This is a genomic window from Streptomyces sp. NPDC006309 (genome assembly GCF_040613095.1).
GTDB lineage: Bacteria > Actinomycetota > Actinomycetes > Streptomycetales > Streptomycetaceae > Streptomyces.
This window is the reverse complement of sequence record NZ_JBEXRO010000005.1, coordinates 49603-68719: the sequence shown is the minus strand read 5'-3', so window position 1 is coordinate 68719 and position 19117 is coordinate 49603. Positions and strand designations below refer to the sequence as shown.

Genomic DNA, 19117 nt, shown 5'->3' with positions numbered 1-19117 from the left:
CGGCGGCACCGGCCGGCACCGGACCACCGGCGGGACCCCCTGTCCGGTTTCTCAGGGTCGTGGAGCCGGACAGGGACCGGGAGTCCCGGCGCCGTCGCCCCGCGCACCGGCGGCACCGGCCGGAACCGGACCACCGGCCGGAACCGGACCACCGGCCGGAACCGGACCACCGGCTGGCACCGGCCGCACCGGACCACGGGCGGCACCGGCGCACCGGCCCACGGGCGGCACCGGCGCACCGGCCGCGCCCGTCGCGGTGACGCCGGCCGGCACCGGACCACCGGCGGGACCCCCTGTCCGGTTCCTCAGGCACCGGACCACGGGCGGCACCGGACCACCGGCCGGCACCGGCGGCACCGGACCACGGGCGGCACCGCCGCACCGGCCGCGCCCGTCGCGGTGACGCCGGTCGGCACCGGACCACCGGCGGGACCCCCTGTCCGGTTCCTCAGGGTCGTGGAGCCGGACAGGGACCGGGGGTCCCGTCCGGTGAGGAGGAGGGGGACACAGGGGAGTGCGGGGGCCCCGGTCACCCGGCCGGGGCCCCCGCACGCGCGCTCAGCGGATCCGGTGTCCGAACGCGTCCTCATGCGTGTAGTAGCGGTAGAAGAGCACGGCGAAGACGGCCGCGGCCACCACCACGGACAACAACGCCGCGCCCATCGCCGTCACGCCGCTCTGGCTGTAGAGGAAGCCGAACGCGCACCCGGCGAACGCCGACCAGAGCAGCGCGTGCACCTCCCGCCGCATCCGCGGGGCCAGCACCAGCAGGGCCGCGCACGCCACCGCGAACACGAGCGCGCTCACGAGGCCGAGCAGCACGTTCCAGCCGGTGATGGGGCCGCCGAAGCGGTTGTCGGCCGCGACCCAGTAGCCGTAGACCAGTCCCAGTACGACCGGGACGGCCAGCCGGGCGATCCGGTGGGCGCGCGCGTCGAGGACGTCCGGCGGCCGCTGACGCACGTCGGTGTCGCGCCGCTCCGCCTCGGGCGTGCGGCCGGGCCGGGAGGTTCCGCCGGGTGCGGGTGCCGCTTGAGCCATGAGAGCACTCCTTCCTGTCCTCTCCCCCGTTCGCCCCCGCCTTCCAGGGCACACCGGTGCGCATGGCCCGGCAACTCGGCCAGGAGGGTGAGGAGTGCCCGGATGCGTGCCCGTGACCGCCGTGGTTCGCTGAAGCCATGGAGGGCTGCCCGCCGTGACGGAGATCGAGTACGGGCGGCAGCGCCCGCTCCTGCGGGCGCGCGGACGGAGCATCGCCTGGCTGCCGCCGCTGCTGCTGCTCACCGGGGTCATCCTGCTGGACCTCGACACCGGTGAGAACTTCCGGATCATCACCTGGATCGTCCTGGTCCCGGGCATCGCCGCAGCGATCTGCGGGGTGTGGACGACGGCCGTCTACAGCGTGCTGTCGCTGGTGACGTACGTCGCGGTCGACAGCGTCTGGCCCGACCAGTACCGGGCCGGGTTCGCCAACTTCCTCCTCGTCGCCCTCGGCGGCCTCCTCGCCACCCTGGCCGCCGCCGTGCGCGTCCGCCAGGAACGCAAGGTCCTGCACATCCGGGACATCGCGGAGACCACACGGCGGACCGTGCTGCGCCCGCTGCCGGTCCCCTTCGGTGGCCTGGAGCACGCGGGGGTGTACCTGGCCGCCGACGTCGACGCCAGGGTCGGCGGCGACTTCTACGACATCCAGCCCGGCCCGCACGGCACCCGGCTCCTCGTCGGCGACGTGCAGGGCAAGGGACTCGGGGCCGTGGAGACCGCCGCCGCGCTGCTCGGCACCTTCCGCGAGGCCGGTTACCACGAACGGGACCTCGCGACCGTCGCCGCCCGCCTGGAGACCCGGATGCTGCGGCACCGCTCCCACACCACCGCCCTCGGCCACCACGACGGCGACCGCTTCGCCACCGCCGTGCTCATCGCCTTCCCCGAGGACAGCCCGGAGACGATCGAGATGGTCAACTTCGGCCACGAACCCCCGCTCGCCGTCGGTCCGCGCGGCCTGCGCGAGCTGCCCAGCGGCGACGGTGCCCCGCTCGGGTTCGGTGACCTCGCGGGCACGCTGCCGCCCGTGCGCCGGGTACCGCTGGCCGCCGACGAGACGCTCCTGCTGGTCACCGACGGGGTCACCGAGGCCCGTGACAGGCCCGGCGCGTTCTATCCGCTGGCCCGCGACATCGCCGGCGCGGTCGCCGACGACCCGGGCCGCACGGAGCCCCGGCTGCTGGTCCGCCGGGTCCGCGACGGCGTCCTGCGGCACAGCCGGGGCCGGCTGGAGGACGACACCACGGTCTTCGCGGTCCGGCGGGCGCAACACGCGGTGGGCGAACCCCCCGAACGGGGACGTTTGCGTGCCTGAAGCGCCGGTGAGCAGCGCCAGCGGCTACGGTGCTGGCTGGTAAGCGGATCCACAGGTGACAGGGGGAGGCACGATGCCCGGAACCGTGCTGCTGCTCGCGGCGTCGCCGCTGGGCCGGGGGCGCCTGGTGGACGCGGCCGGTGTGCTGCCGGTGCTGGCCGCCGTCGCCCCCGCCGTGCTGTCCGGCGCCGACACCGCGAACGTGGTCGAACTCGCCGACCCGCTGGAACCGCAGGCCGTCCTCACCCGGCTGCGCGCCGCCGCCGCCACGCCCGGCCCGCTCACCGTGTACCTCACCGGCCAGCTGCACCTGGACCGCCGCCAGCACCAGCCGCATCTGGCCCTGGCCCGCACCACCCCGGCGACGGTCCGCTACACGGCGGTGCCCTGGCACTGGATCCGCGAGGAGCTGCGGCTGCGCTCCGCCGCGGACACCGCGCTCGTCGTCGACCTGCACGCCGACGCGGAGGCCTGGCGGTACGTCACCGAGCGCGGCCTCGACTCCGGTCCCAGCACCGCCGTGTACGGCCGCGTCGCCCCGGCGCCCGGGCGGCGGGGCCCGGCCGGGCCGGCGTACATGAAGGCGGTCGCCACGCTGTTGCGCAGCGGCCACCGGCCACCGCTGGAGGTCCTGCACCGGCAGGCGCTGGAGCGCATCCCCGAGGAGATCCGGGGGAACGCGCTGCTGGCGGGCGTGGGCGGCGGCTTCGCCGGTGGCGCCCTGGGCGGGGTGGCGCCCGCCGCGGCGGCTGTCGTAGCGGCCGGCCCCGTGCCGGGTGCCGGCGCCGGCGGGTTCGTCGCCGTACCCCGCCCGGGTGGTGGTCCCGGGGCCGGCGCGCGCCCGGACGATCCGCACGCGGCCATCAGCGACGCCGTACGGGCCGGGCGGCACGAGGAGGCCGACGGGCTGGCCGCGCGGCACGAGGAGGCCGCGGCGCGGGCGCACGGGGCCGCTTCCGAGCAGGCGCTGCACTGGACCGAGGTCCGGGCCGACCTCGCGATGTTCGCGGGGGACCCGGCGGGCAGCTGCCGGGCCTGGCTGGCGGTCGCGGCGGCCCGGCTGGCGGCGGGACAGGCGGTGGACGCGCCCGCCGTGGAGGCGGCCGTGGACCGCGCGCACCACCAGTGGGGCCGGATCGACGACACGGCGCGGGCCCGGGAACTCGGGCCCGCGCTCGCGGAGCTGCGGCTCCGGGTGCCGGGACGCCGGCGCGGCGCGCTGGAGAACGTCCAGCACCAGCTGTGCCGGCTCCAGGCCGCCCGGTAGCGCTACTTGGTGAAGGTGAAGTACTTCCAGGCGCCGTGCGTCGTGGAGTTCACGGTGTCACCGGAGGCGCTGTTGATGTACGACGAGCGGATCCGGAACCGCCAGCCGACGTCCTGGCCGTGGTCGCCGTCGATGCGGACCTTGGAGACGCCGTCGGAGCCCAGCTTGAAGTAGGCGGGGTCGCCCGGGTACCAGCGGCCCTGGTAGTACACCTCGAACTCGAACTTCTGCGCCCGGCCCGGGTAGTACGGCATCTTCGTCGTGGCCAGCGGGTCCTTGGTCTTGTGGAAGAAGGCGTACGTGTGGCCCCACGCCGACTTCGACCTGTACTGGCCGGCGAGCGACGTCGACACGCTGACCTTGGCGCCGACGGTGCTGGACGCGGCGGCGGACGTGTAGCGGGAGTCGCCCGAGAACCTCGCGGTGACCTTGGTGTCCCGCTTCAGGTCCAGGGTGACCGAGAGGTTGCCGGCCGAGTCGACCGTGCCGGACTTCACCAGCCTGCCGGGCTTGTCGGGGCCGAACGGGTCGGCCCAGATCTGCACCGTGCGGTTCTTGTAGGTCTTGCCCAGGTGCGCGGTGAACCTGACGTCCTTGCCGTACGCGTACACCTTGCCGTCGTTGTCGACGCTCAGCGCCGGCCTGGCGCGGGAGACGTCGACGGTGTCCGAGCCGGAGCCGGCCGCGTGGCCGTCGTCGCCCGCGTACGCCACCGTGTACGTCACCCTGCCGCCGGCCGGCGGGGTGTCGGTGAACGAGAACGTGCCGTCGGCCCCGGTGGCCGCCGCGGCCAGGACCTTGCCCTTCGGTGACTCCAGGTCGGTGCGGGTCACCGCCAGCCTGCTGCCGGCGGGGAGGGCCGCCGTGGAGGTGACCTTGCCCTTGACGGTGAGCTGCTTGGCGCGGGTGGCGGTGGCCGGCGCGTCCACGGTGACGGTGGTGGCGGCCTTGGTGGGCGCGGTGAGGACGCGCAGCGAGTAGGCGCCCAGGCTGTTGCTGGTCACCGCGAACAGCCGGGAGCCGTCCGGGGCCCAGGCCAGCCCGGCGGGCGCCAGGAGGTCGGAGCCGCTGCTCTGGCCGGTGTTGGGGAAGTCGTAGCTGCGCAGCGCCTCGCTGCTGCCCGGGCGGAAGATGTAGACGTCCGGGGTGTAGGAGCCGTCGATGCCGGCGGCGACCGTGCCGTCGGGGGCGACGGCCACGGAGTTGGGGTAGGCGTTCGTGACGTACTTGCCGTCCTCGTTGAGGTCGGAGGTCCGGAACACCTGCTGGTAGTAGGGCGCGCCGCTGGCCACCACGACGTCCTTGCCGTCGGGGGTGACCTGGAGGTCGCCGAGGTTGTCGCCGGCCTCCCGGGTGCTCGCCAGCTTCGTGGCGGTGCCCGAGGAGACGTCGTAGGAGGCCAGCTCGACCGGGCTCTGCCCGACCGCGCCCGCGACCAGCGTGCCGGAGCCGGGCGCGGCGTCCAGCACCGGGGCCTGGTACCAGCTGCTGTCCTGGTCGAGCGTCACCTCGTGCTGCTCGCCGGTCAGGTCGACGGAGCCGATGTTGCCCGCGGCTGCGCCGCCGTAGCCGAACCACAGCCGGCCGCCCGCGAGAGCGACGCTGAGCGGCTTGTCGCCCACCGCGTACCGGGTCGTCTCGGTGTCGGTGGCGGTGTCGAAGGCGGCGATGGTGTCGAGGTCCTGCACGGCCGCGTAGAGCGTGCGGGAGTCGGCGGACAGTTCCAGGCCGCTGACGCCGGAGAGGTTGGTGGCGAGCTGCTTGAGTGTCCTGCCGGTGTAGTCGGTGACGACGATCTTGCCGTTCAGCGGGTCGCTGACGAAGACCTGCTGGTGGACGGCGTCCACGACGATGTCACCGGTCGCCCTGACCGGCAGGCTCGCGCTGGAGTCCGCGTGGGCCGCGGTGGCGGTGAGGGCCGCCGAGCTGAAGAGGACCGCCAGAGTGGTGGCAGTCGTGAGAGAGCGCTTGCGCACGCTGATTCGAACCCCCCGGAACGAATGGGAAAGGCATGGGTGCCGCGCGGGCACGGCGTCGCGTGAGCCCCCTGTGCATGAGCCGTGTGTGCCTCGCGTGGCGAGTGTGCAAAGAGTAGGTCATGCCTCTGACAACTTCGACAGGGATACGGGGACTTCAGGGGGGTGTGGGCCCCGGGGGAGGGGGTCAGGGATGCGCCTGCTGGGGCGCCGCCGGTGCCGGTGCCGGTGCCGGGGCCGCCGTCCGCGCCGCCGGTGCCGGTGCGGAAGCCGGTGCGGGGGTCACCGCGCGGGCCGGGCCGGCGTTGGCCGCGAGGAGGAGGGTCGTGGCGGCGACGACGGCCGCGATCACCCCGCGGGCGGGCGAGGACGCCCCGGTCGACCGCAGCGGGGCGTGGGGGCGTGCGTAGGGTGCGGATGTACGTCCGGACACGGCTACCTCGCAACACGAAAGCGGCGTATCAAGCATGCTTGACCCGCCATTTAACCTAGGGGCTGCCGGAGCCGAACGGCAAGAGGCACCGGGGGAGTTGGGGGATGAGGCGCGTGCGGGAGAGGGACGACCCCGAGGTCATCGGACGGCGCGTGCAGCGGCTGCGCGCCCAACGGGGCCTGACCCAGCGGCAGCTGGCCGAACCGGCGTACACCCCCGCCTACATCTCCACGCTGGAGGCCGGGCGGGCGCGGGCCTCCGAGGAGGCGCTGAGGCATATCGCGGGGCGCCTCGGCGTGGCCTTCGAGGAGCTGACCACCGGCCGGCCCGCCCACCTCGCCACCGGTCTCCGGCTGCGGCTCACGGAGGCCCAGCGCGTCCTCGCCGACGGCCGGGCCGAGGAGGCGGGCGCGCAGTACGGGGTGCTGCGGGCGGAGGCGGAGGCCCACGGACTCGGCTGCGAACAGGCCGCCGCCCTGCTCGGGCTCGGCGAGTGCGCCCTGGAGACCGGCGAGCTGACCAGGGCCCGGGAATGCTTCGAAGAGGCCGAGAAGCAACTGGCCGGCGCATCCCTGCCGACGCGCGTGCCCGCCGTCCGCGGCCGGGCGGTCGCCCACTACCTCGCCGGCGAACTCCGCTACGCCGTCTACCTCCTGGAGAGCGCCCTCGACGAGCTGAACCGCGGCGGACTGCACGACCCCGACGCCCTCCTGCTGCTCTACGCCGCCGTCATCGGCCCGTACATGGACATGGGCGCCCACGCCCGTGCCGCCCAGGCCGCCGAGTTCGCCCTCGCGCTCGCCCCGCGGGCCGGCGACCCCGCGCTCATCGCCCGCATGCACCGCTCGGTCGCCCGTACCCTGCTCGCCGAGGGCCGGGCCGCCGAGGCCGACGCCTCCCTGGCCAAGGCAGCCGGGCTGTACCGGCAGCTGAGTCTGCGCACCGAACTGGCCAACTGCCACTGGATGCGCGGCTACGTCTGCGCGCAGAACGGCGAACTCGAGCGGGCCGAGGCCGAGCTGCGCCAGGCCCACACCATGCTCGCGGAGAGCCGGGCCGCCCTGTACCGCAGCCAGGCCGCGGTCGAACTCGCCGACGTGCTGCACCGCCGCGGCAAGTCGGCGGAGGCCGCCGGGCTGCTCCGGGACGTCGCCGGGGACTTCTCCTCCGAGCGCGGCGCCGTCCACGCCGCCGCCGCGCACCGCCTGCTCGGCATCATCGCCGAGGACGCGGGGGACACCGAGTCCGCCGAGGAGCACTACGTCCGCGCCCTCAGCCTCCTGGAACGCGCGGGCGCCGCCGGTGACCTGGCCGACCTGTGCCGCCTCCTAGGCGACCTGCTGCGCCGTACCGGCCGCTTCGAGGCGGCCCTGGACACCTATCGCACCGGCCTGGGCCACCGCACCGCCCCGGGCACCACCACCCTGGGCCCCGCCCCGGCCCACCCGCCCCTGTGAACCTCACACCTGGGCGCGGCCCTGCCTGCGGATGTCGGCCAGGCGCAGGGCACCGACCTGGACGGCGGCCTGCGTCGCGTCGTTCGGTACGTCGCCCAGACCACCGTTGGTGAGCGCGAAGGAGTCCTCGCCCACCCGGACCGCGGCCAGGTCCAGCGTGAGCAGGCTCTCCTCGCCGTCCGGTGCCGTACTCGCCACCCTGATCCTCAGGCCCTGGCGCGCGTCCCCGACCTCGGGCAGCGGCGCGTCGGTCACCTGGACGTCCTCCACGGTCCCCAGCTCGGTGGTGGCCGTGAACCGCGCGCACAGCGCCGGCGTCGTCCGCAGCCAGGCCAGTACGCCGTCCACGTCCGCCGGGCGCCGGGTGCCGATCTGGTAGCGGAGCTGGGCGTCGGTGTCGGCGTCGTCCAGGCCGGTGGCGGCGCGGGCCGGGGCGCCGAGGAGTTCGTCGCTGTAGAGGGCGTCCAGCAGCCGCTGGCACTCCCCGGCCGAGGTGGTCGCCTTCAGCAGCCCGTCCCGCCAGGTGGCGGCGCCGCGCGTAGGGGTCCAGGGGGCGCCGAGGTCGCTCTGCGTGAGAAGCGCCGCCTGCGCCTGCTCGTCGCTGAGCGTGGACCCGTCCGGCCGCGCGGACGCCCTGGGCGTCGCGGACGGCCGGTCGATGGTGGGCAAGGGGTGCGGGGCGGACGCGGGCTGGTGCAGGCCGAGGGCGGCGCAACCGCCGGCGGTGAGGAGACCGGTGCCGAGCAGGGACAGCAGGACGGCACGGGGGAGCCGGGCGATGCGGGTGGCTATCGCGGGGGTCATCGGTGCCTCCTGGGCTGCGTACGGACCGGCGGAACGCCTCCTCCCACGGCACCACCGCCCCGCCCCGCCCACCAGCGCTCCGGGGCCGTACGGGTGAGGAGCAGGCGGGAGGCCGCAGGGGGGCGCCGGGACACCGCGCACCGGCTGCGCCGGGATGCCGTGCGGGTGGCGGCGCGCGGGACCGGTCGCGCGAGGTGCGCCGGGTCGCCGCTCGGCGCGCGGGACCGCCCGGCGTGGTCACCCTGGTCGCGGCGCGCGGGACCGTCCGGGACCGGTCGCGCCACGTGCGCCGGGGGGCACCGGTGTGGAGGGCGGCGAAGCCGGCGTGCGCCTGCTCGACAGCTTCGGGGCACGTCTCGCGTTCGGCGGTGTTCGGCGAGCGCCCGGTAGACGCTCGCTACCGACGGGCTGCGTCCCTTGCAGCCGATTCCGTATAGTCGGTTCCGACTATTAGGGGTCGGTGATACAGATGGCGAAGCGGAAGATCTCCAACACACTGGCGCTGGCCGTGCTGGGCCTGTTGCAAGAACAGCCGATGCACCCGTACGAGATGGCGTCCACCCTGCGGGAGCGGCACAAGGACAGCAGCTTCAAGGTCAACTCCGGGTCTCTGTACGACACAGTCGAGGCGTTGGTTCGGCATGGCTGGATCGAGCCGGTGGAGACGGCGCGCGATGGCAGGCGGCCGGAGCGAACCGTGTACGCGACAACCGAGTTGGGCCAGACCGAGTTCGTTCGCTGGATCGACGAACTCCTCCGCATGCCCGTCGCGGAATACCCGAAGTTCATGGCCGCGGTGTCCTACCTCGGCGCACTCGGTCCGGACAGGGCAGCAGAGGCACTTGCCGAACGGGCGGGGCATCTGGCGCAGCGGATCGATGAGACGAACAGGGTGCTGGCCGACACGGTCGGCTCCGGTGCGGTCCCCCGGTTGTTCATGATCGAAGTCGAGTGCGCGTTGCACGCCTGGGAGGCCGAGTTGGCCTGGACGCGGCGGACCATCGCCGAGATCCGCGACGGCAGCCTGTTCTGGCCCGAGGCCGAGCGCACCGAACAGGGACGGACCTGGTCCGCCCCCTCGGACCGGAAGGGAAGCACCCGATGACCGACGTGTTGATCGTGGGGGCCGGTCCGGCCGGGCTGTTACTCGCCGGCGAGCTCCGGTTCGCCGGCGTCGACACCGTCGTCGTCGAACGCCACGCGCAGCGGCCGGGCTTCTGCCGGGGCTTCAACCTCAACGCTCGCGCCCTGGACCTGCTGGCGCGGCGCGGCCTCGCTGAAAGGCTCATCAGCGAGGGCTGGCAAGTCCGACACGCCGCGTTCTCCGGCCTGCCGGTGACGCTCAGCCTCGCGGGCACGCATACCGACCACCCGTACTCGCTGGGCATCCCGCAGACCCGGGTCGAGGAAATCCTTGAGGCGCAGGCTCTCGGCCTGGGAGCCGACATCCGGCGCGGCCACGAACTACGCGCCCTGGAACAGGATGCCGAGTCTGTCACCGCCACTGTCGCCACCGGCGACGGTGAGTATCGGGTCCGGGCAGCGTACTTGGTCGGCTGCGACGGCGGCCGCAGCACCGTCCGCAAACAGGCCGGCATCGACTTCCCCGGTACCGAGGCGACCCGCTTCTCCCTGCTCGGCGACGTCGAGTTCGCCGAACCCGAGGCATTGCCGTTCGGCGCGACCACCGGCCCCGGCGGGAGCGTGTTCGTCATCCCCCGCCCCGGCTACGTGAGGGTCATCACGACCGACCGGCAACCTCCCGCGGACAAGGACACCCCGGTCACCCTGAACCAGCTCGAAACCGCCGTGGCCGACGCGCTCGGCCGCCACATCGAGCTGCGCGCCGCACGCTGGCTGACCCGGTTCGGCAACGCCGCCCGGCAGGCGGCCGAGTACGTCCGGGGCAGGGTCATCCTGGCCGGGGACGCCGCGCACATCCACCCGCCGGCCGGGGCGATCGGCGTCAATGTGGCCCTGGACGACGCGTTCAACCTCGGCTGGAAACTAGCCGCCACCGTCCGCGGCACCGCACCGGCACATCTGCTCGGCAGTTACCACGCCGAACGCCACACCGCCGGTGCGCACGTGCTGGCCAACACCCAGGCCCAGGTGCTGCTCGGCGAGGCCGGTGATCGGCTCGGGCCGCTCACCGACCTGCTGACCCGCGTCGCCGGCCACCCGGCGGGAAACCGCGCCTTCGCCGAGACCATCACTGGACTGGACACGCGTTACCGGATGCGTCCCGACGCCGACCACCCCTGGCTGGGCCGCCTGGCGCCCGACCTCGCCCTGACCACGGACGACGGCTGTACGCGCCTGGCCGAGCTGCTCGCATCGGGACGTGGCCTGCTGCTCGACCTGACCGGAGGAAGCGCCGTCCTCGAGTCGGCCGCAGGATGGGCGGACCGAGTGGACCTCGTCACTGCGGCATGCCCCGACCACCCGGAACTCCATGCCATCCTCCTGCGGCCGGACGGGCACACTGCCTGGCTGCGTACTGCGGGTCACGGTCACGCCGACGGGCTCCACCAGGCGCTACAGCACTGGTACGGCCCGGCAGCACCATCCGACGCCGCGTCCGCGGAAGCATGCCACTCGTGAGCCAGGTGCTGCACCGCCGCGTGCGAGGACGTCCCGTCCGAGCCCGGCCGGCACGACTGGCGCATCCCGCCCACCGGCGAGCCTGCCGGTGGGGCCTGTCGCTACTCGTCCTCGCCGTCGTCCGTCTCGCCGGCGTCCGTCCCGTCGTCGCTGTGCGGGTCGCGCAACCGCCACAGGCGGTCCGGATCCCGGGGCTGATCTAAGGTCGGCACGACGGAAGGAGTGCGCTGTGACAGGTGAGCCGATCCCCGTGATCATCGACTGTGACACCGGCGTCGACGACGCCCTGGCCCTGCTGTTCGCCGTGCGGCACCCGGGTCTCGACCTGCGGGCGGTGACCTGTGTGGCCGGGAACACCGACGTCGACGGGGTGGTCCGCAACACGCTGACCGTGCTGGAGCGGGCGGGCGCGCCCGACATCCCGGTGGCGCGGGGCGCCGCACGTCCGCTGATCGAGCCGGCCCGCTCGGCCCGGCACGTGCACGGCACCGACGGCATGGGCGACCTGGGCCTGCCCGCGCCCACCAGGGCCCCGGCGGCCGTCGACGCCGTCACCCTGCTGCACCGGGAGATCCTCGCCTCCCCGCGCCCGGTGACCCTGGTCCCGACCGCCCCGCTGACCAACATCGCCCTGCTGCTGCGCACCCATCCGGAGGTGACGCGGAACATCGAGCGGATCGTGTTCATGGGCGGGGCCGTGGCCGTGGGCAACGCCACCCCGGTCGCCGAGTTCAACGTCTGGCACGATCCGGATGCGGCGGCGATCCTGCTGACGGCCGGGGTGCCGATCACGATGTACGGCCTGGACGTCTTCCAGCAGGTGGTCGTGCCCGGCCCGGAGGTGCACCGGCTGCGCGCGAGCGACGAGCCCGGCACCCGCCTGGCCGGCGACCTCCTCGCCCACCGGCCGACCTCGCAGGGCGGGCCGCCCGAGGCGGAGGAGGCGGGCGGCCTCGGTGACGCGGGCGCGGTGTGCGCGGTCGCCGACCCGCGGGGCATCACGACCCGGCTGCTGCCGGTGGAGGTCACCCTGGCCCCCGGCCCGTCCCGGGGCCAGACGGTCGTGGACCGCCGGCCCCGCCCCGGCGAGTCCGAGATCCACGGGGGCCGCCGCGAACAGGCCCTCGTGGACGTGGCGCTGGAGGTGGACGTGGACCGGTACGTGCGGCTGTACCTGGAGACCGTCGGCCGCTAGGCCGTGTCGTCGGACTGCCATGTCTAGTCGGCGGTGGCCGGTACCCGTTCCGACCAGCGCTCCTCCACCCTCGCCAAGCGCCAGTACGTCAGCGCCGCCGCCCAGACGACGACGAACAGGCCGACGATGAGGTAGCCGACGTTGTCCAGGTCGAGGCCGGCGACCCAGCCGGTGAGGTCGTCGTGCAGGCCGAACTTCTCGTGCAGGACGCCGACCAGTTCGATCGTGCCGATGAAGAAGGCGACGGCGATGGACAGTCCGGTGATCGCGAGGTTGTAGAACACCTTGCGGACGGGGTTGGAGAACGCCCACTGGTAGGCGAAGTTCATGAACGTGCCGTCGAGGGTGTCGAACAGGCTCATCCCGGCGGCGAAGAGCAGCGGCAGGCACAGGACCGCGTACCAGGGCAGGCCGGCCGCCGCGCCCGAGCCGGCCATCACCATCAGCGTGACCTCGGTGGCCGTGTCGAAGCCCAGGCCGAAGAGGAAGCCGAGCGGGTACATCTGGCCCGGCCGGTTCACGGACTTGGTGAGGCGGCCCAGCAGCCGGTTCATGAAGCCGCGCGAGTCCAGGTGCTGTTCCAGCTGCTTCTCGTCGTAGGCGCCGGCGCGCAGGGCGCGGAACACCCGGAGGATGCCCACCAGCGCGACCAGGTTCAGGGCCGCGATGAGGTAGAGGAAGGTGCCCGAGATCGTGGTCCCGAGGACGCCGAGCACCTGGTGGGTGCTGGATCCCTCGTTCATGACCTTCCCGGCGAGGGAGGTGCCGCCCGCGATGAGCAGCGCCAGTATGACGACGACGCTGGAGTGGCCGAGCGCGAACCAGAAGCCCACCGACACGGGCCGCTTGCCGTCGGCCATCAGCTTGCGGGTGGTGTTGTCGATGGCGGCGATGTGGTCGGCGTCGAAGGCGTGCCGCATGCCGAGGGTGTAGGCGGTGACGCCCAGTCCGACGCCGAAGACGTCGGTGCCCACCCGGTAGTGCTCGGGGGCGACGAGGAGGAAGAGGATCCCGAAGGCGACGACGTGCAGGGCGACTATCACCGCCATCAGCCCCGCCGTCTTGACGGTGTCCTCACGTCGCCAGCGGAAAGACGCGGCGTCGGTCATCAGGTTCACGCTCCAGCACCTCGTGGATCACTTCGTGAGTGCCGTGGCCGGTCTCCTGGCTTACAGGTCCGCGTCCGCCGTTCCTGCCTTCCCGGTCGTGTACGACCAGTGGCCCGGCGGCTGCCGGACGGAACGGGAACTCCCTGATCACAGTGGCGAGGGCCGCGTCGACGTCGCATCGACTTCCCGAGCACCACGGCCCGCCCACCGTAGAGGGGCGGGCGGTCGCCTGCATAGCTGCGTACCTGCGCAGGTATTCAAGATCACATCGGTGCCTGCGAGGATGGCGTCATGCATCTCGTGCCTGCCGACCGAGCCGACCGTCGCACCATCGACGGTCACCGGGTGTGCGAGGCGATCGCCGCCATCGGCGACGCGGATCACCTGCGCACCTGGGCCGGCCGCTTCTCCCTCCTGGCCGACGCCAACAGGCTCGCGCTGCTGCTCGCCCTGCACCGCACCGGCCCGCTCGCCGTCTCCGACCTCGCGATCGCCACCGGCATGAACGACCCCGCCGTCTCCCAGGCGCTGCGGCTGCTGCGGGCGGCCGGGGTCGTGGCGGGGGAGAAGGAGGGACGGGTGGTGCGCTACCGGGTGGTGGACGCGCAGGTGTGCGGCCTGCTGGAGCACTGCGCCCCCTGACCGGCCGCGAAAAAGGTTCCCTTTCCGGGCAAGGTGGACAGATACAGAGTCCGTACCGTCGTCCGTCCATGGGAGCCCGCATGGCAGACCTCTCGTCCAGGAACCCCGACTGGTGGCGGCAGGCCGTCATCTACCAGGTCTATCCGCGCAGCTTCGCGGACGCCGACGGCGACGGCCTGGGCGACCTGAGGGGCGTCACCGAGCGCCTGAACCACCTGGCGACGCTCGGGGTGGACGCCCTGTGGCTGAGCCCCTTCTACCCCTCCGAACTCGCCGACGGCGGCTACGACGTCGCCGACCACCGGGACGTCGACCCGCGCCTGGGCACCCTGGACGACTTCGGCGCCCTGGTCACCGAGGCGCACCGGCTCGGCCTGAAGGTCGTCGTCGACATCGTCCCCAACCACACCTCCGACCGGCACCCCTGGTTCCAGGAGGCGCTGCGCGCGGCCCCCGGCTCCGCCGCCCGCGACCGCTACGTCTTCCGCGCCGGCCGCGGTGCGCACGGCGAACTCCCGCCCACGGACTGGCAGTCGCTGTTCGGCGGCAGCGCCTGGCGGCGGGTGCCCGACGGCGAGTGGTACCTGCATCTCTTCGCCCCCGAACAGCCCGACCTCAACTGGGACAACGACGAGGTCCGCGCCGACTTCCGTACCACCCTGCGGTTCTGGTCCGACCGGGGGGTCGACGGGTTCCGGGTCGACGTCGCACACGGCCTGGCCAAGGACCTCACCGAGCCGCTGCGGGACGTCGGTCACGTCGGCGCGTCCGGTGAGGAGGCCCTGCTGATGGTCCCGCCCGGCAGCCACCCGTACTGGGACCGCGACGAGGTCCACGACATCTACCGCGACTGGCGCAAGGTCTTCGACGCCTACAGCCCGCCGCGCACCGCCGTCGCCGAGGCCTGGGTGCCGGGCACCCGCCGCGCCCTGTACGCCCGCCCCGACGAACTCGGCCAGGCGTTCAACTTCGAGTACCTGGGCGCGCCGTGGGACGCGGAGGAGCTGCGGGACGTCATCACCGCCTCGCTGGCCACGGCCCGGGCCGTCGGTGCCTCCGCCACCTGGGTGCTGTCCAACCACGACGTCGTCCGGCACGCCTCCCGCCTCGTGCTGCCGCCCGGCACCGACCCGGCCGCCTGGCTGCTGTCCGGCGGCTCCGCGCCCGCGGTCGACCCGGCGGCGGGCCTCGTCCGGGCCCGGGCCGCGACCCTGCTGATGCTGGCGCTGCCCGGCTCGGCGTACCTCTACCAGGGTGAGGAACTCGGCCTGCCCGAGGTCGCCGACCTGCCCACCGAGGTGCTCCAGGACCCGATCTGGGAGCAGACCGGCCACGTCCGCAAGGGCCGCGACGGCTGCCGGGTGCCCCTGCCGTGGACGACGACCGGGCCGTCGTACGGCTTCGGGCCCGGCGCCGCCTGGCTGCCGCAGCCGGAGTCCTTCGCGGCGTACGCCGTCGAGGCGCAGGCCGGCACCGAGGGCTCCACGCTGGAGCTGTACCGCACCGCGCTGCGGCTGCGCCGCAAGCTGCTGGAGGGCGAGACGCTGACCTGGACGCCCGAGGCGCCCGCCGGGGTGCTGGACTTCACCCGCGGCGACGCCTGGCGGTGCGTCACCAACCTCGGCGCCGGGCCGGTACCGCTGCCGCCGGGCGAGGTCCTGCTGAGCAGCGCCCCGCTCCCGGGCGGCGGCGGCCTGCCACCGGACACCACCGTGTGGCTGGCCTAACGCACCGTCGGGGCCGGACTCACGCCGGGTGCCGGGGCGTTGCCGCCGCCGGCGATGGCGTCGATGTCCACCGGGGTGGAGGTGGCGGTCGGCGGCGGGGTGAGCACCACCTCCGGCTGGCCCGCGGCCGGGGGCGGCGGGGTCAGGTCGGTGTCGGGGAGCTTCGGCGGGGTCGTCTGCTGGAACAGGGTCTGGTCGAAGTCGACCAGGCCCGTCTTCTCCATCACCGTCATGTGGTCGAGCACGGTGTCGTTGGCCTGGTCGGCCAGGGCCCGCACCAGCGAGTTCTTGGTGGTGGACCGGATCTTGGCGATGGTGTTGAAGATCGCGCCGTGGGTCATGCGCAGGATGTTGGCGAAGTCGGTGTCGAACTGCTTGCCGCTGTCCGACTTCAGCGTGTTGACGAACCCCTCCTGCTGGGGGCTCGCGATGTTGGGCAGGGTGATGTTCAGCATGGGCGCGATCTTCCGGCAGGTGGTGTCCAGTGCCGCGTGCCCGTCGATCAGGTGCCGGCTGGCCGTGAGCACCCCCTTGGAGCTGCCCTTCTGCAGCCCGATCTGTCCCACCGGGTACTCCCACAGCCCGGCCGCCCGCACCTTGACCACGAAGTCACGGTCGGACTCGGTGAGCGGGCCCCACTGGGTGTTGGCGATGACCCGGGTGGGGGAGCTGGAGACGGTGCTCAGCCCGAGCATGCCCGGGTAGGCGAGTGCCGCGAGGGTCAGGGCCATCGCACCGCCCACGAAGAGAGTTCCCGTCGCGTTCCGCGAAAAGCGCACCGTGCCTCCTGTCCGGTCGTGGATCCGGCCCGCGGCGGGAGCGGCGGGCGGTGGGGACGCACAGCAGTACGGACGGGAGAGCGATTCGTCTCTGCGGCGCGGGTAAAAACTGCGCATGCCCGTATCGCCGTGCGGGATTGCCAGGTGTTGGTGACCATGGCGAACGGTTGCCGAAAGGTTGACCCTTCCCCGGGTGAAGCCCGGCGGACGCGGCCCTAGATTCGCCGCATGCCTCCGCAACCGCCGCCCCGGCCCGCCGCGCTGCCCGTCCTGCCCTACCGCCGGCCGACCCGGGGCCGTGACTACTGGGTGCTGGACGACGTCCTGCCCGGCATCGACGCCGTACGGGAGCGGTGTCTGGCGAAGGACGACTGGACCGAGGGGTATCCGTACACCTCCGAGAGCTGGCCCGGGCTGCGTGCCATGCCCGGCCTGGAGCCGGGTGAACTGGCCCGGATCGAACGGCTGGTGAAGAAGGCGACCGGCGCGAAGGACCTGTGGGTGCAGCGGGCGCCGGGCGGCGGCACCCTCAACCACAACTGCGTCCAGGTGGTCGGCGAGGGGGAGAGCGAGCCCCGCCCGCACACCGACTCCCGCGCCCTGTGCCGGTACGCCGCCGTCCTCTACCTCAACCCCGGCGTGCCCAAGGACTGCGGCACCAGCTTCTACCGCCAGCACCTGTCCGGCGGCCGGCTCGGCGGGAACGTCGTCCAGGCCCCGCACACCAATCTCGTCGAGGCCCTCGGCACGCGGTTCGTCGCGCCGGACGCCTTCGAGGAGGACGTCCGGGTCCCGCACCGGTACAACCGCCTGCTCCTCTACCACGCCAACCTCGTGCACAGCGCGACCGCTTACACCGGGCGCACGCTGGAGGAGAAGCGGATGACGGCGGTGTTCTTCTGGATGGCGTGAGCCGCCTGACGCGGGTGTCAGGATGAGGTGATGACCGAACAGATGTACCAGACCGGCGGCCGTCCTCCCGGCTGCCGGTTCGTGGGGAGGACGGGCCGGCTGGCAGCGGGGGGCTGCTTCTCGCCGGGGCCGCCTGGGTGGCGCGGGCCGTGTGGGAGGTGCGGCTCGCGCTGGCCGGGGAACCGGCGTCGGGCCCGCCGGACCAGGGCGGCGGGGAGCATCGCCCACTGAACTCGCTGGAGAACTCCTACCACCTCGTGACCTCCCTAGGGGGCGGCGCGGTGGTCCTCTGCGCGCTGCTCTTCCTGTCCTGGCTGGTGCGGCTGCGGGACGACGCGCGTGCGCTGTCCGGGCAGGAGCCCGAGTACGCGGGGATCCGGCTGTACCTCGGGTGGGTCGTGCCGTTCGTCGACCTGTGGGCCCCGACGGGATCGTCGCGGACGCGTTCCGGCGTACGGCGCCGGGGCGGAGGCTGCCCGTCAGCGTCGACGTGTGGTGGGTGCTGTGGCTGATCGGGATGCTCAGCGGCGTGGGGCTTCTCTGCGAGGACTCCACGGACGAGATCATCGCCCGCGCCTACACCGGTGTGTGGCCGCTGCTCGCGAGTGACGCGGCCGTCATCGGGGCCGCCGTCGCCGGAGCGCTCGCCGTGCGGAGTGTCACGGCCGTACAGACGGAGCGGATGCGGGCGGCGTAGCGGGCGGCCACCGCGCCGGCCGGGGCACCGCACACCGCGTGGCCGACGGGCAGCCGGGCGGCGGGGCGCCGGGGGGTTTCCGGGGGCTGAGCCGGCCTCCGTGACCGTCACCCTGCGGGGAGTGGCTTTGTGGGCCAATATGGTGATATTGGGCGCATCGCTCTTTCAAAGGGGGCCTCCATGGCTGTGGAAATCCCTCCGCTCGTCAAGCCGTCACGGCTCAGGAGCCGCGGCGGGCTGCTGGGCGAGTGTCTGGCGGAGTTCCTCGGAACCTTCGTCCTCATCTCCTTCGGCTGCGGTGTCGTCGCGATGGCGGTCGCCGCACTGCCCGGCTCGGGCCGGGCGGCCACCACCACCACGATCTTCCTCGCGGCCGGCGACTGGCTGCTGATCACCTGGGGCTGGGCGATGGCGGTCATGCTCGGCGTCTACGTCGCCGGCGGCGTCAGCGGCGCCCACCTCAACCCGGCGGTGACCCTGGCGATGGCGCTGCGCCGCGGGTTCTCCTGGGCCAAGGTCGTGCCGTACTGGTTCGCCCAGGTCGTCGGCGCCCTCACCGGCGCGGCCCTGGTCTACCTCGTCTACCACAGCGCGATCAACGCCTTCGACAGCGCGTCGAAGGGGCCCAAGACGGGCGGGCACACCCTCGCCACGTTCTCGATCTTCGCGACGTTCCCGGCGCCGTACTTCCACGGCGGCGTCTGGGGGCCGCTGATCGACCAGATCGTCGGCACGGCCTTCCTGCTGATGCTGATCGCCGCCGTCATCGATCTGCGCAACCAGGCCGTGAAGGCCAACCTCGGACCGCTGATCGTGGGCTTCGTCGTCGCCGCCATCGGCATGTCGTACGGCGCGAACGCCGGGTACGCCATCAACCCGGCCCGCGACTTCGGCCCCCGCCTGTTCACCTACGCGGCCGGCTGGGACGGGCTGGCGTTCCCGGGGACCGTGCCCGGCGCGTTCAGCGCCTACTGGTGGATCCCGATCCTCGGGCCGCTGGTCGGCGGCGCCATCGGCATCCTGATCTACGACCTGTTCATCGGGGACGTCCTGGTCGTGCGGTCGGAGATGGCCGAGCTGCCCGAACCGGGACGCTCGACCCCGGTCCTCACCAGCGACGACGAGTAGCCGACGACGGACGGCCGCCGCGCCCCGG

18 protein-coding genes and 1 riboswitch are annotated in these 19117 nt (G+C 73.4%); of the genes, 12 read left to right on the top strand and 6 right to left on the bottom strand.

What is annotated here, in order from left to right:
- Positions 1–558: 558 nt before the first annotated feature.
- The gene (locus tag ABZ117_RS09420) at positions 559–1041 is read right to left on the bottom strand and encodes a hypothetical protein (RefSeq protein ID WP_356818933.1); all 483 of its coding nucleotides are present in this window, start codon (positions 1039–1041) and stop codon (positions 559–561) included.
- Positions 1042–1195: 154 nt separating this feature from the next.
- Here ABZ117_RS09420 and ABZ117_RS09415 point away from each other — a divergent pair, with 154 nt between their 5' ends.
- Together ABZ117_RS09415 and ABZ117_RS09410 are read left to right on the top strand one after the other, a co-directional pair.
- Complete coding sequence (locus ABZ117_RS09415) at positions 1196–2359, top strand: PP2C family protein-serine/threonine phosphatase (protein WP_356818931.1); 1164 nt, start codon at positions 1196–1198, stop codon at positions 2357–2359.
- A gap of 73 nt (positions 2360–2432) precedes the next feature.
- The gene (locus ABZ117_RS09410) at positions 2433–3626 is read left to right on the top strand and encodes a hypothetical protein (protein WP_356818930.1); all 1194 of its coding nucleotides are present in this window, start codon (positions 2433–2435) and stop codon (positions 3624–3626) included.
- Positions 3627–3628: 2 nt separating this feature from the next.
- On the opposite strand, the gene ABZ117_RS09405 is transcribed toward ABZ117_RS09410, so the two are convergent.
- Positions 3629–5602 (bottom strand): Ig-like domain repeat protein, encoded by a 1974-nt coding sequence (locus tag ABZ117_RS09405; RefSeq protein ID WP_356818928.1) that lies wholly within the window; start codon positions 5600–5602, stop codon positions 3629–3631.
- Between the two features lie 187 nt (positions 5603–5789).
- Complete coding sequence (locus ABZ117_RS09400; protein WP_356818927.1) at positions 5790–6035, bottom strand: hypothetical protein; 246 nt, start codon at positions 6033–6035, stop codon at positions 5790–5792.
- A 113-nt stretch (positions 6036–6148) separates the two neighbouring features.
- Between ABZ117_RS09400 and ABZ117_RS09395 the strand changes: the two genes are divergently transcribed.
- The gene (locus ABZ117_RS09395; protein WP_356819372.1) at positions 6149–7492 is read left to right on the top strand and encodes a helix-turn-helix transcriptional regulator; all 1344 of its coding nucleotides are present in this window, start codon (positions 6149–6151) and stop codon (positions 7490–7492) included.
- Positions 7493–7495: 3 nt separating this feature from the next.
- On the opposite strand, the gene ABZ117_RS09390 is transcribed toward ABZ117_RS09395, so the two are convergent.
- On the bottom strand, positions 7496–8296 hold the full coding sequence (locus ABZ117_RS09390; RefSeq protein WP_356818925.1) for a hypothetical protein: 801 nt from the start codon (positions 8294–8296) through the stop codon (positions 7496–7498).
- 469 nt (positions 8297–8765) lie between these two features.
- Here ABZ117_RS09390 and ABZ117_RS09385 point away from each other — a divergent pair, with 469 nt between their 5' ends.
- The 3 genes from ABZ117_RS09385 to ABZ117_RS09375 all read left to right on the top strand — a co-directional run bounded on the left by ABZ117_RS09385 (position 8766) and on the right by ABZ117_RS09375 (position 12095).
- The gene (locus ABZ117_RS09385; protein ID WP_356818924.1) at positions 8766–9401 is read left to right on the top strand and encodes a PadR family transcriptional regulator; all 636 of its coding nucleotides are present in this window, start codon (positions 8766–8768) and stop codon (positions 9399–9401) included.
- Positions 9398–10900: an FAD-dependent monooxygenase gene (locus ABZ117_RS09380; protein ID WP_356818922.1), complete on the top strand. Its 1503-nt coding sequence runs from the start codon at positions 9398–9400 to the stop codon at positions 10898–10900. Before ABZ117_RS09385 ends, ABZ117_RS09380 begins: the two co-directional genes overlap by 4 nt.
- Before the next feature lie 229 nt (positions 10901–11129).
- The gene (locus ABZ117_RS09375; protein WP_356818920.1) at positions 11130–12095 is read left to right on the top strand and encodes a nucleoside hydrolase; all 966 of its coding nucleotides are present in this window, start codon (positions 11130–11132) and stop codon (positions 12093–12095) included.
- A 23-nt stretch (positions 12096–12118) separates the two neighbouring features.
- Here ABZ117_RS09375 and ABZ117_RS09370 read toward each other — a convergent pair whose 3' ends face one another.
- Positions 12119–13204, bottom strand: coding sequence for a HoxN/HupN/NixA family nickel/cobalt transporter (locus ABZ117_RS09370; protein WP_356819370.1), 1086 nt, complete (start codon positions 13202–13204; stop codon positions 12119–12121).
- Positions 13205–13231: 27 nt separating this feature from the next.
- A riboswitch (cobalamin riboswitch) is annotated at positions 13232–13417 on the bottom strand.
- Positions 13418–13495: 78 nt separating this feature from the next.
- Between ABZ117_RS09370 and ABZ117_RS09365 the strand changes: the two genes are divergently transcribed.
- Together ABZ117_RS09365 and ABZ117_RS09360 are read left to right on the top strand one after the other, a co-directional pair.
- Complete coding sequence (locus ABZ117_RS09365) at positions 13496–13846, top strand: metalloregulator ArsR/SmtB family transcription factor (protein WP_356818918.1); 351 nt, start codon at positions 13496–13498, stop codon at positions 13844–13846.
- Between the two features lie 80 nt (positions 13847–13926).
- Complete coding sequence (locus ABZ117_RS09360) at positions 13927–15573, top strand: glycoside hydrolase family 13 protein (RefSeq protein ID WP_356818916.1); 1647 nt, start codon at positions 13927–13929, stop codon at positions 15571–15573.
- Here the strand turns inward: ABZ117_RS09360 and ABZ117_RS09355 are convergent.
- On the bottom strand, positions 15570–16316 hold the full coding sequence (locus ABZ117_RS09355) for a DUF4142 domain-containing protein (protein ID WP_356819368.1): 747 nt from the start codon (positions 16314–16316) through the stop codon (positions 15570–15572). The two genes, ABZ117_RS09360 and ABZ117_RS09355, sit on opposite strands and share 4 nt — an antisense overlap.
- A 264-nt stretch (positions 16317–16580) precedes the next feature.
- Between ABZ117_RS09355 and ABZ117_RS09350 the strand changes: the two genes are divergently transcribed.
- The 4 genes from ABZ117_RS09350 to ABZ117_RS09335 all read left to right on the top strand — a co-directional run bounded on the left by ABZ117_RS09350 (position 16581) and on the right by ABZ117_RS09335 (position 19089).
- Positions 16581–17264, top strand: coding sequence for a DUF6445 family protein (locus ABZ117_RS09350; protein ID WP_356818914.1), 684 nt, complete (start codon positions 16581–16583; stop codon positions 17262–17264).
- A 137-nt stretch (positions 17265–17401) separates the two neighbouring features.
- Entirely contained in the window at positions 17402–17776 is a 375-nt protein-coding gene (locus ABZ117_RS09345; RefSeq protein ID WP_356818913.1) for a DUF4328 domain-containing protein, read from the top strand.
- A gap of 17 nt (positions 17777–17793) precedes the next feature.
- Positions 17794–17961, top strand: a complete 168-nt coding sequence (locus ABZ117_RS09340; protein WP_356818911.1) for a hypothetical protein — start codon at positions 17794–17796, stop codon at positions 17959–17961.
- A gap of 180 nt (positions 17962–18141) precedes the next feature.
- Positions 18142–19089 (top strand): MIP/aquaporin family protein, encoded by a 948-nt coding sequence (locus ABZ117_RS09335; protein ID WP_356818910.1) that lies wholly within the window; start codon positions 18142–18144, stop codon positions 19087–19089.
- The last annotated feature ends 28 nt before the right edge of the window (positions 19090–19117 follow it).

Bases quoted from the DNA above. Each gene is read 5' to 3' on its own strand.
- ABZ117_RS09420 (WP_356818933.1), bottom strand. From the start codon at position 1,041: ATGGCTCAAGCGGCACCCGCACCCGGCGGAACCTCCCGGCCCGGCCGC.
- ABZ117_RS09410 (WP_356818930.1), top strand. From the start codon at position 2,433: ATGCCCGGAACCGTGCTGCTGCTCGCGGCGTCGCCGCTGGGCCGGGGG.
- ABZ117_RS09390 (WP_356818925.1), bottom strand. From the start codon at position 8,296: ATGACCCCCGCGATAGCCACCCGCATCGCCCGGCTCCCCCGTGCCGTC.
- ABZ117_RS09385 (WP_356818924.1), top strand. From the start codon at position 8,766: ATGGCGAAGCGGAAGATCTCCAACACACTGGCGCTGGCCGTGCTGGGC.
- ABZ117_RS09380 (WP_356818922.1), top strand. From the start codon at position 9,398: ATGACCGACGTGTTGATCGTGGGGGCCGGTCCGGCCGGGCTGTTACTC.
- ABZ117_RS09370 (WP_356819370.1), bottom strand. From the start codon at position 13,204: ATGACCGACGCCGCGTCTTTCCGCTGGCGACGTGAGGACACCGTCAAG.
- ABZ117_RS09365 (WP_356818918.1), top strand. From the start codon at position 13,496: ATGCATCTCGTGCCTGCCGACCGAGCCGACCGTCGCACCATCGACGGT.
- ABZ117_RS09360 (WP_356818916.1), top strand. From the start codon at position 13,927: ATGGCAGACCTCTCGTCCAGGAACCCCGACTGGTGGCGGCAGGCCGTC.
- ABZ117_RS09350 (WP_356818914.1), top strand. From the start codon at position 16,581: ATGCCTCCGCAACCGCCGCCCCGGCCCGCCGCGCTGCCCGTCCTGCCC.
- ABZ117_RS09335 (WP_356818910.1), top strand. From the start codon at position 18,142: ATGGCTGTGGAAATCCCTCCGCTCGTCAAGCCGTCACGGCTCAGGAGC.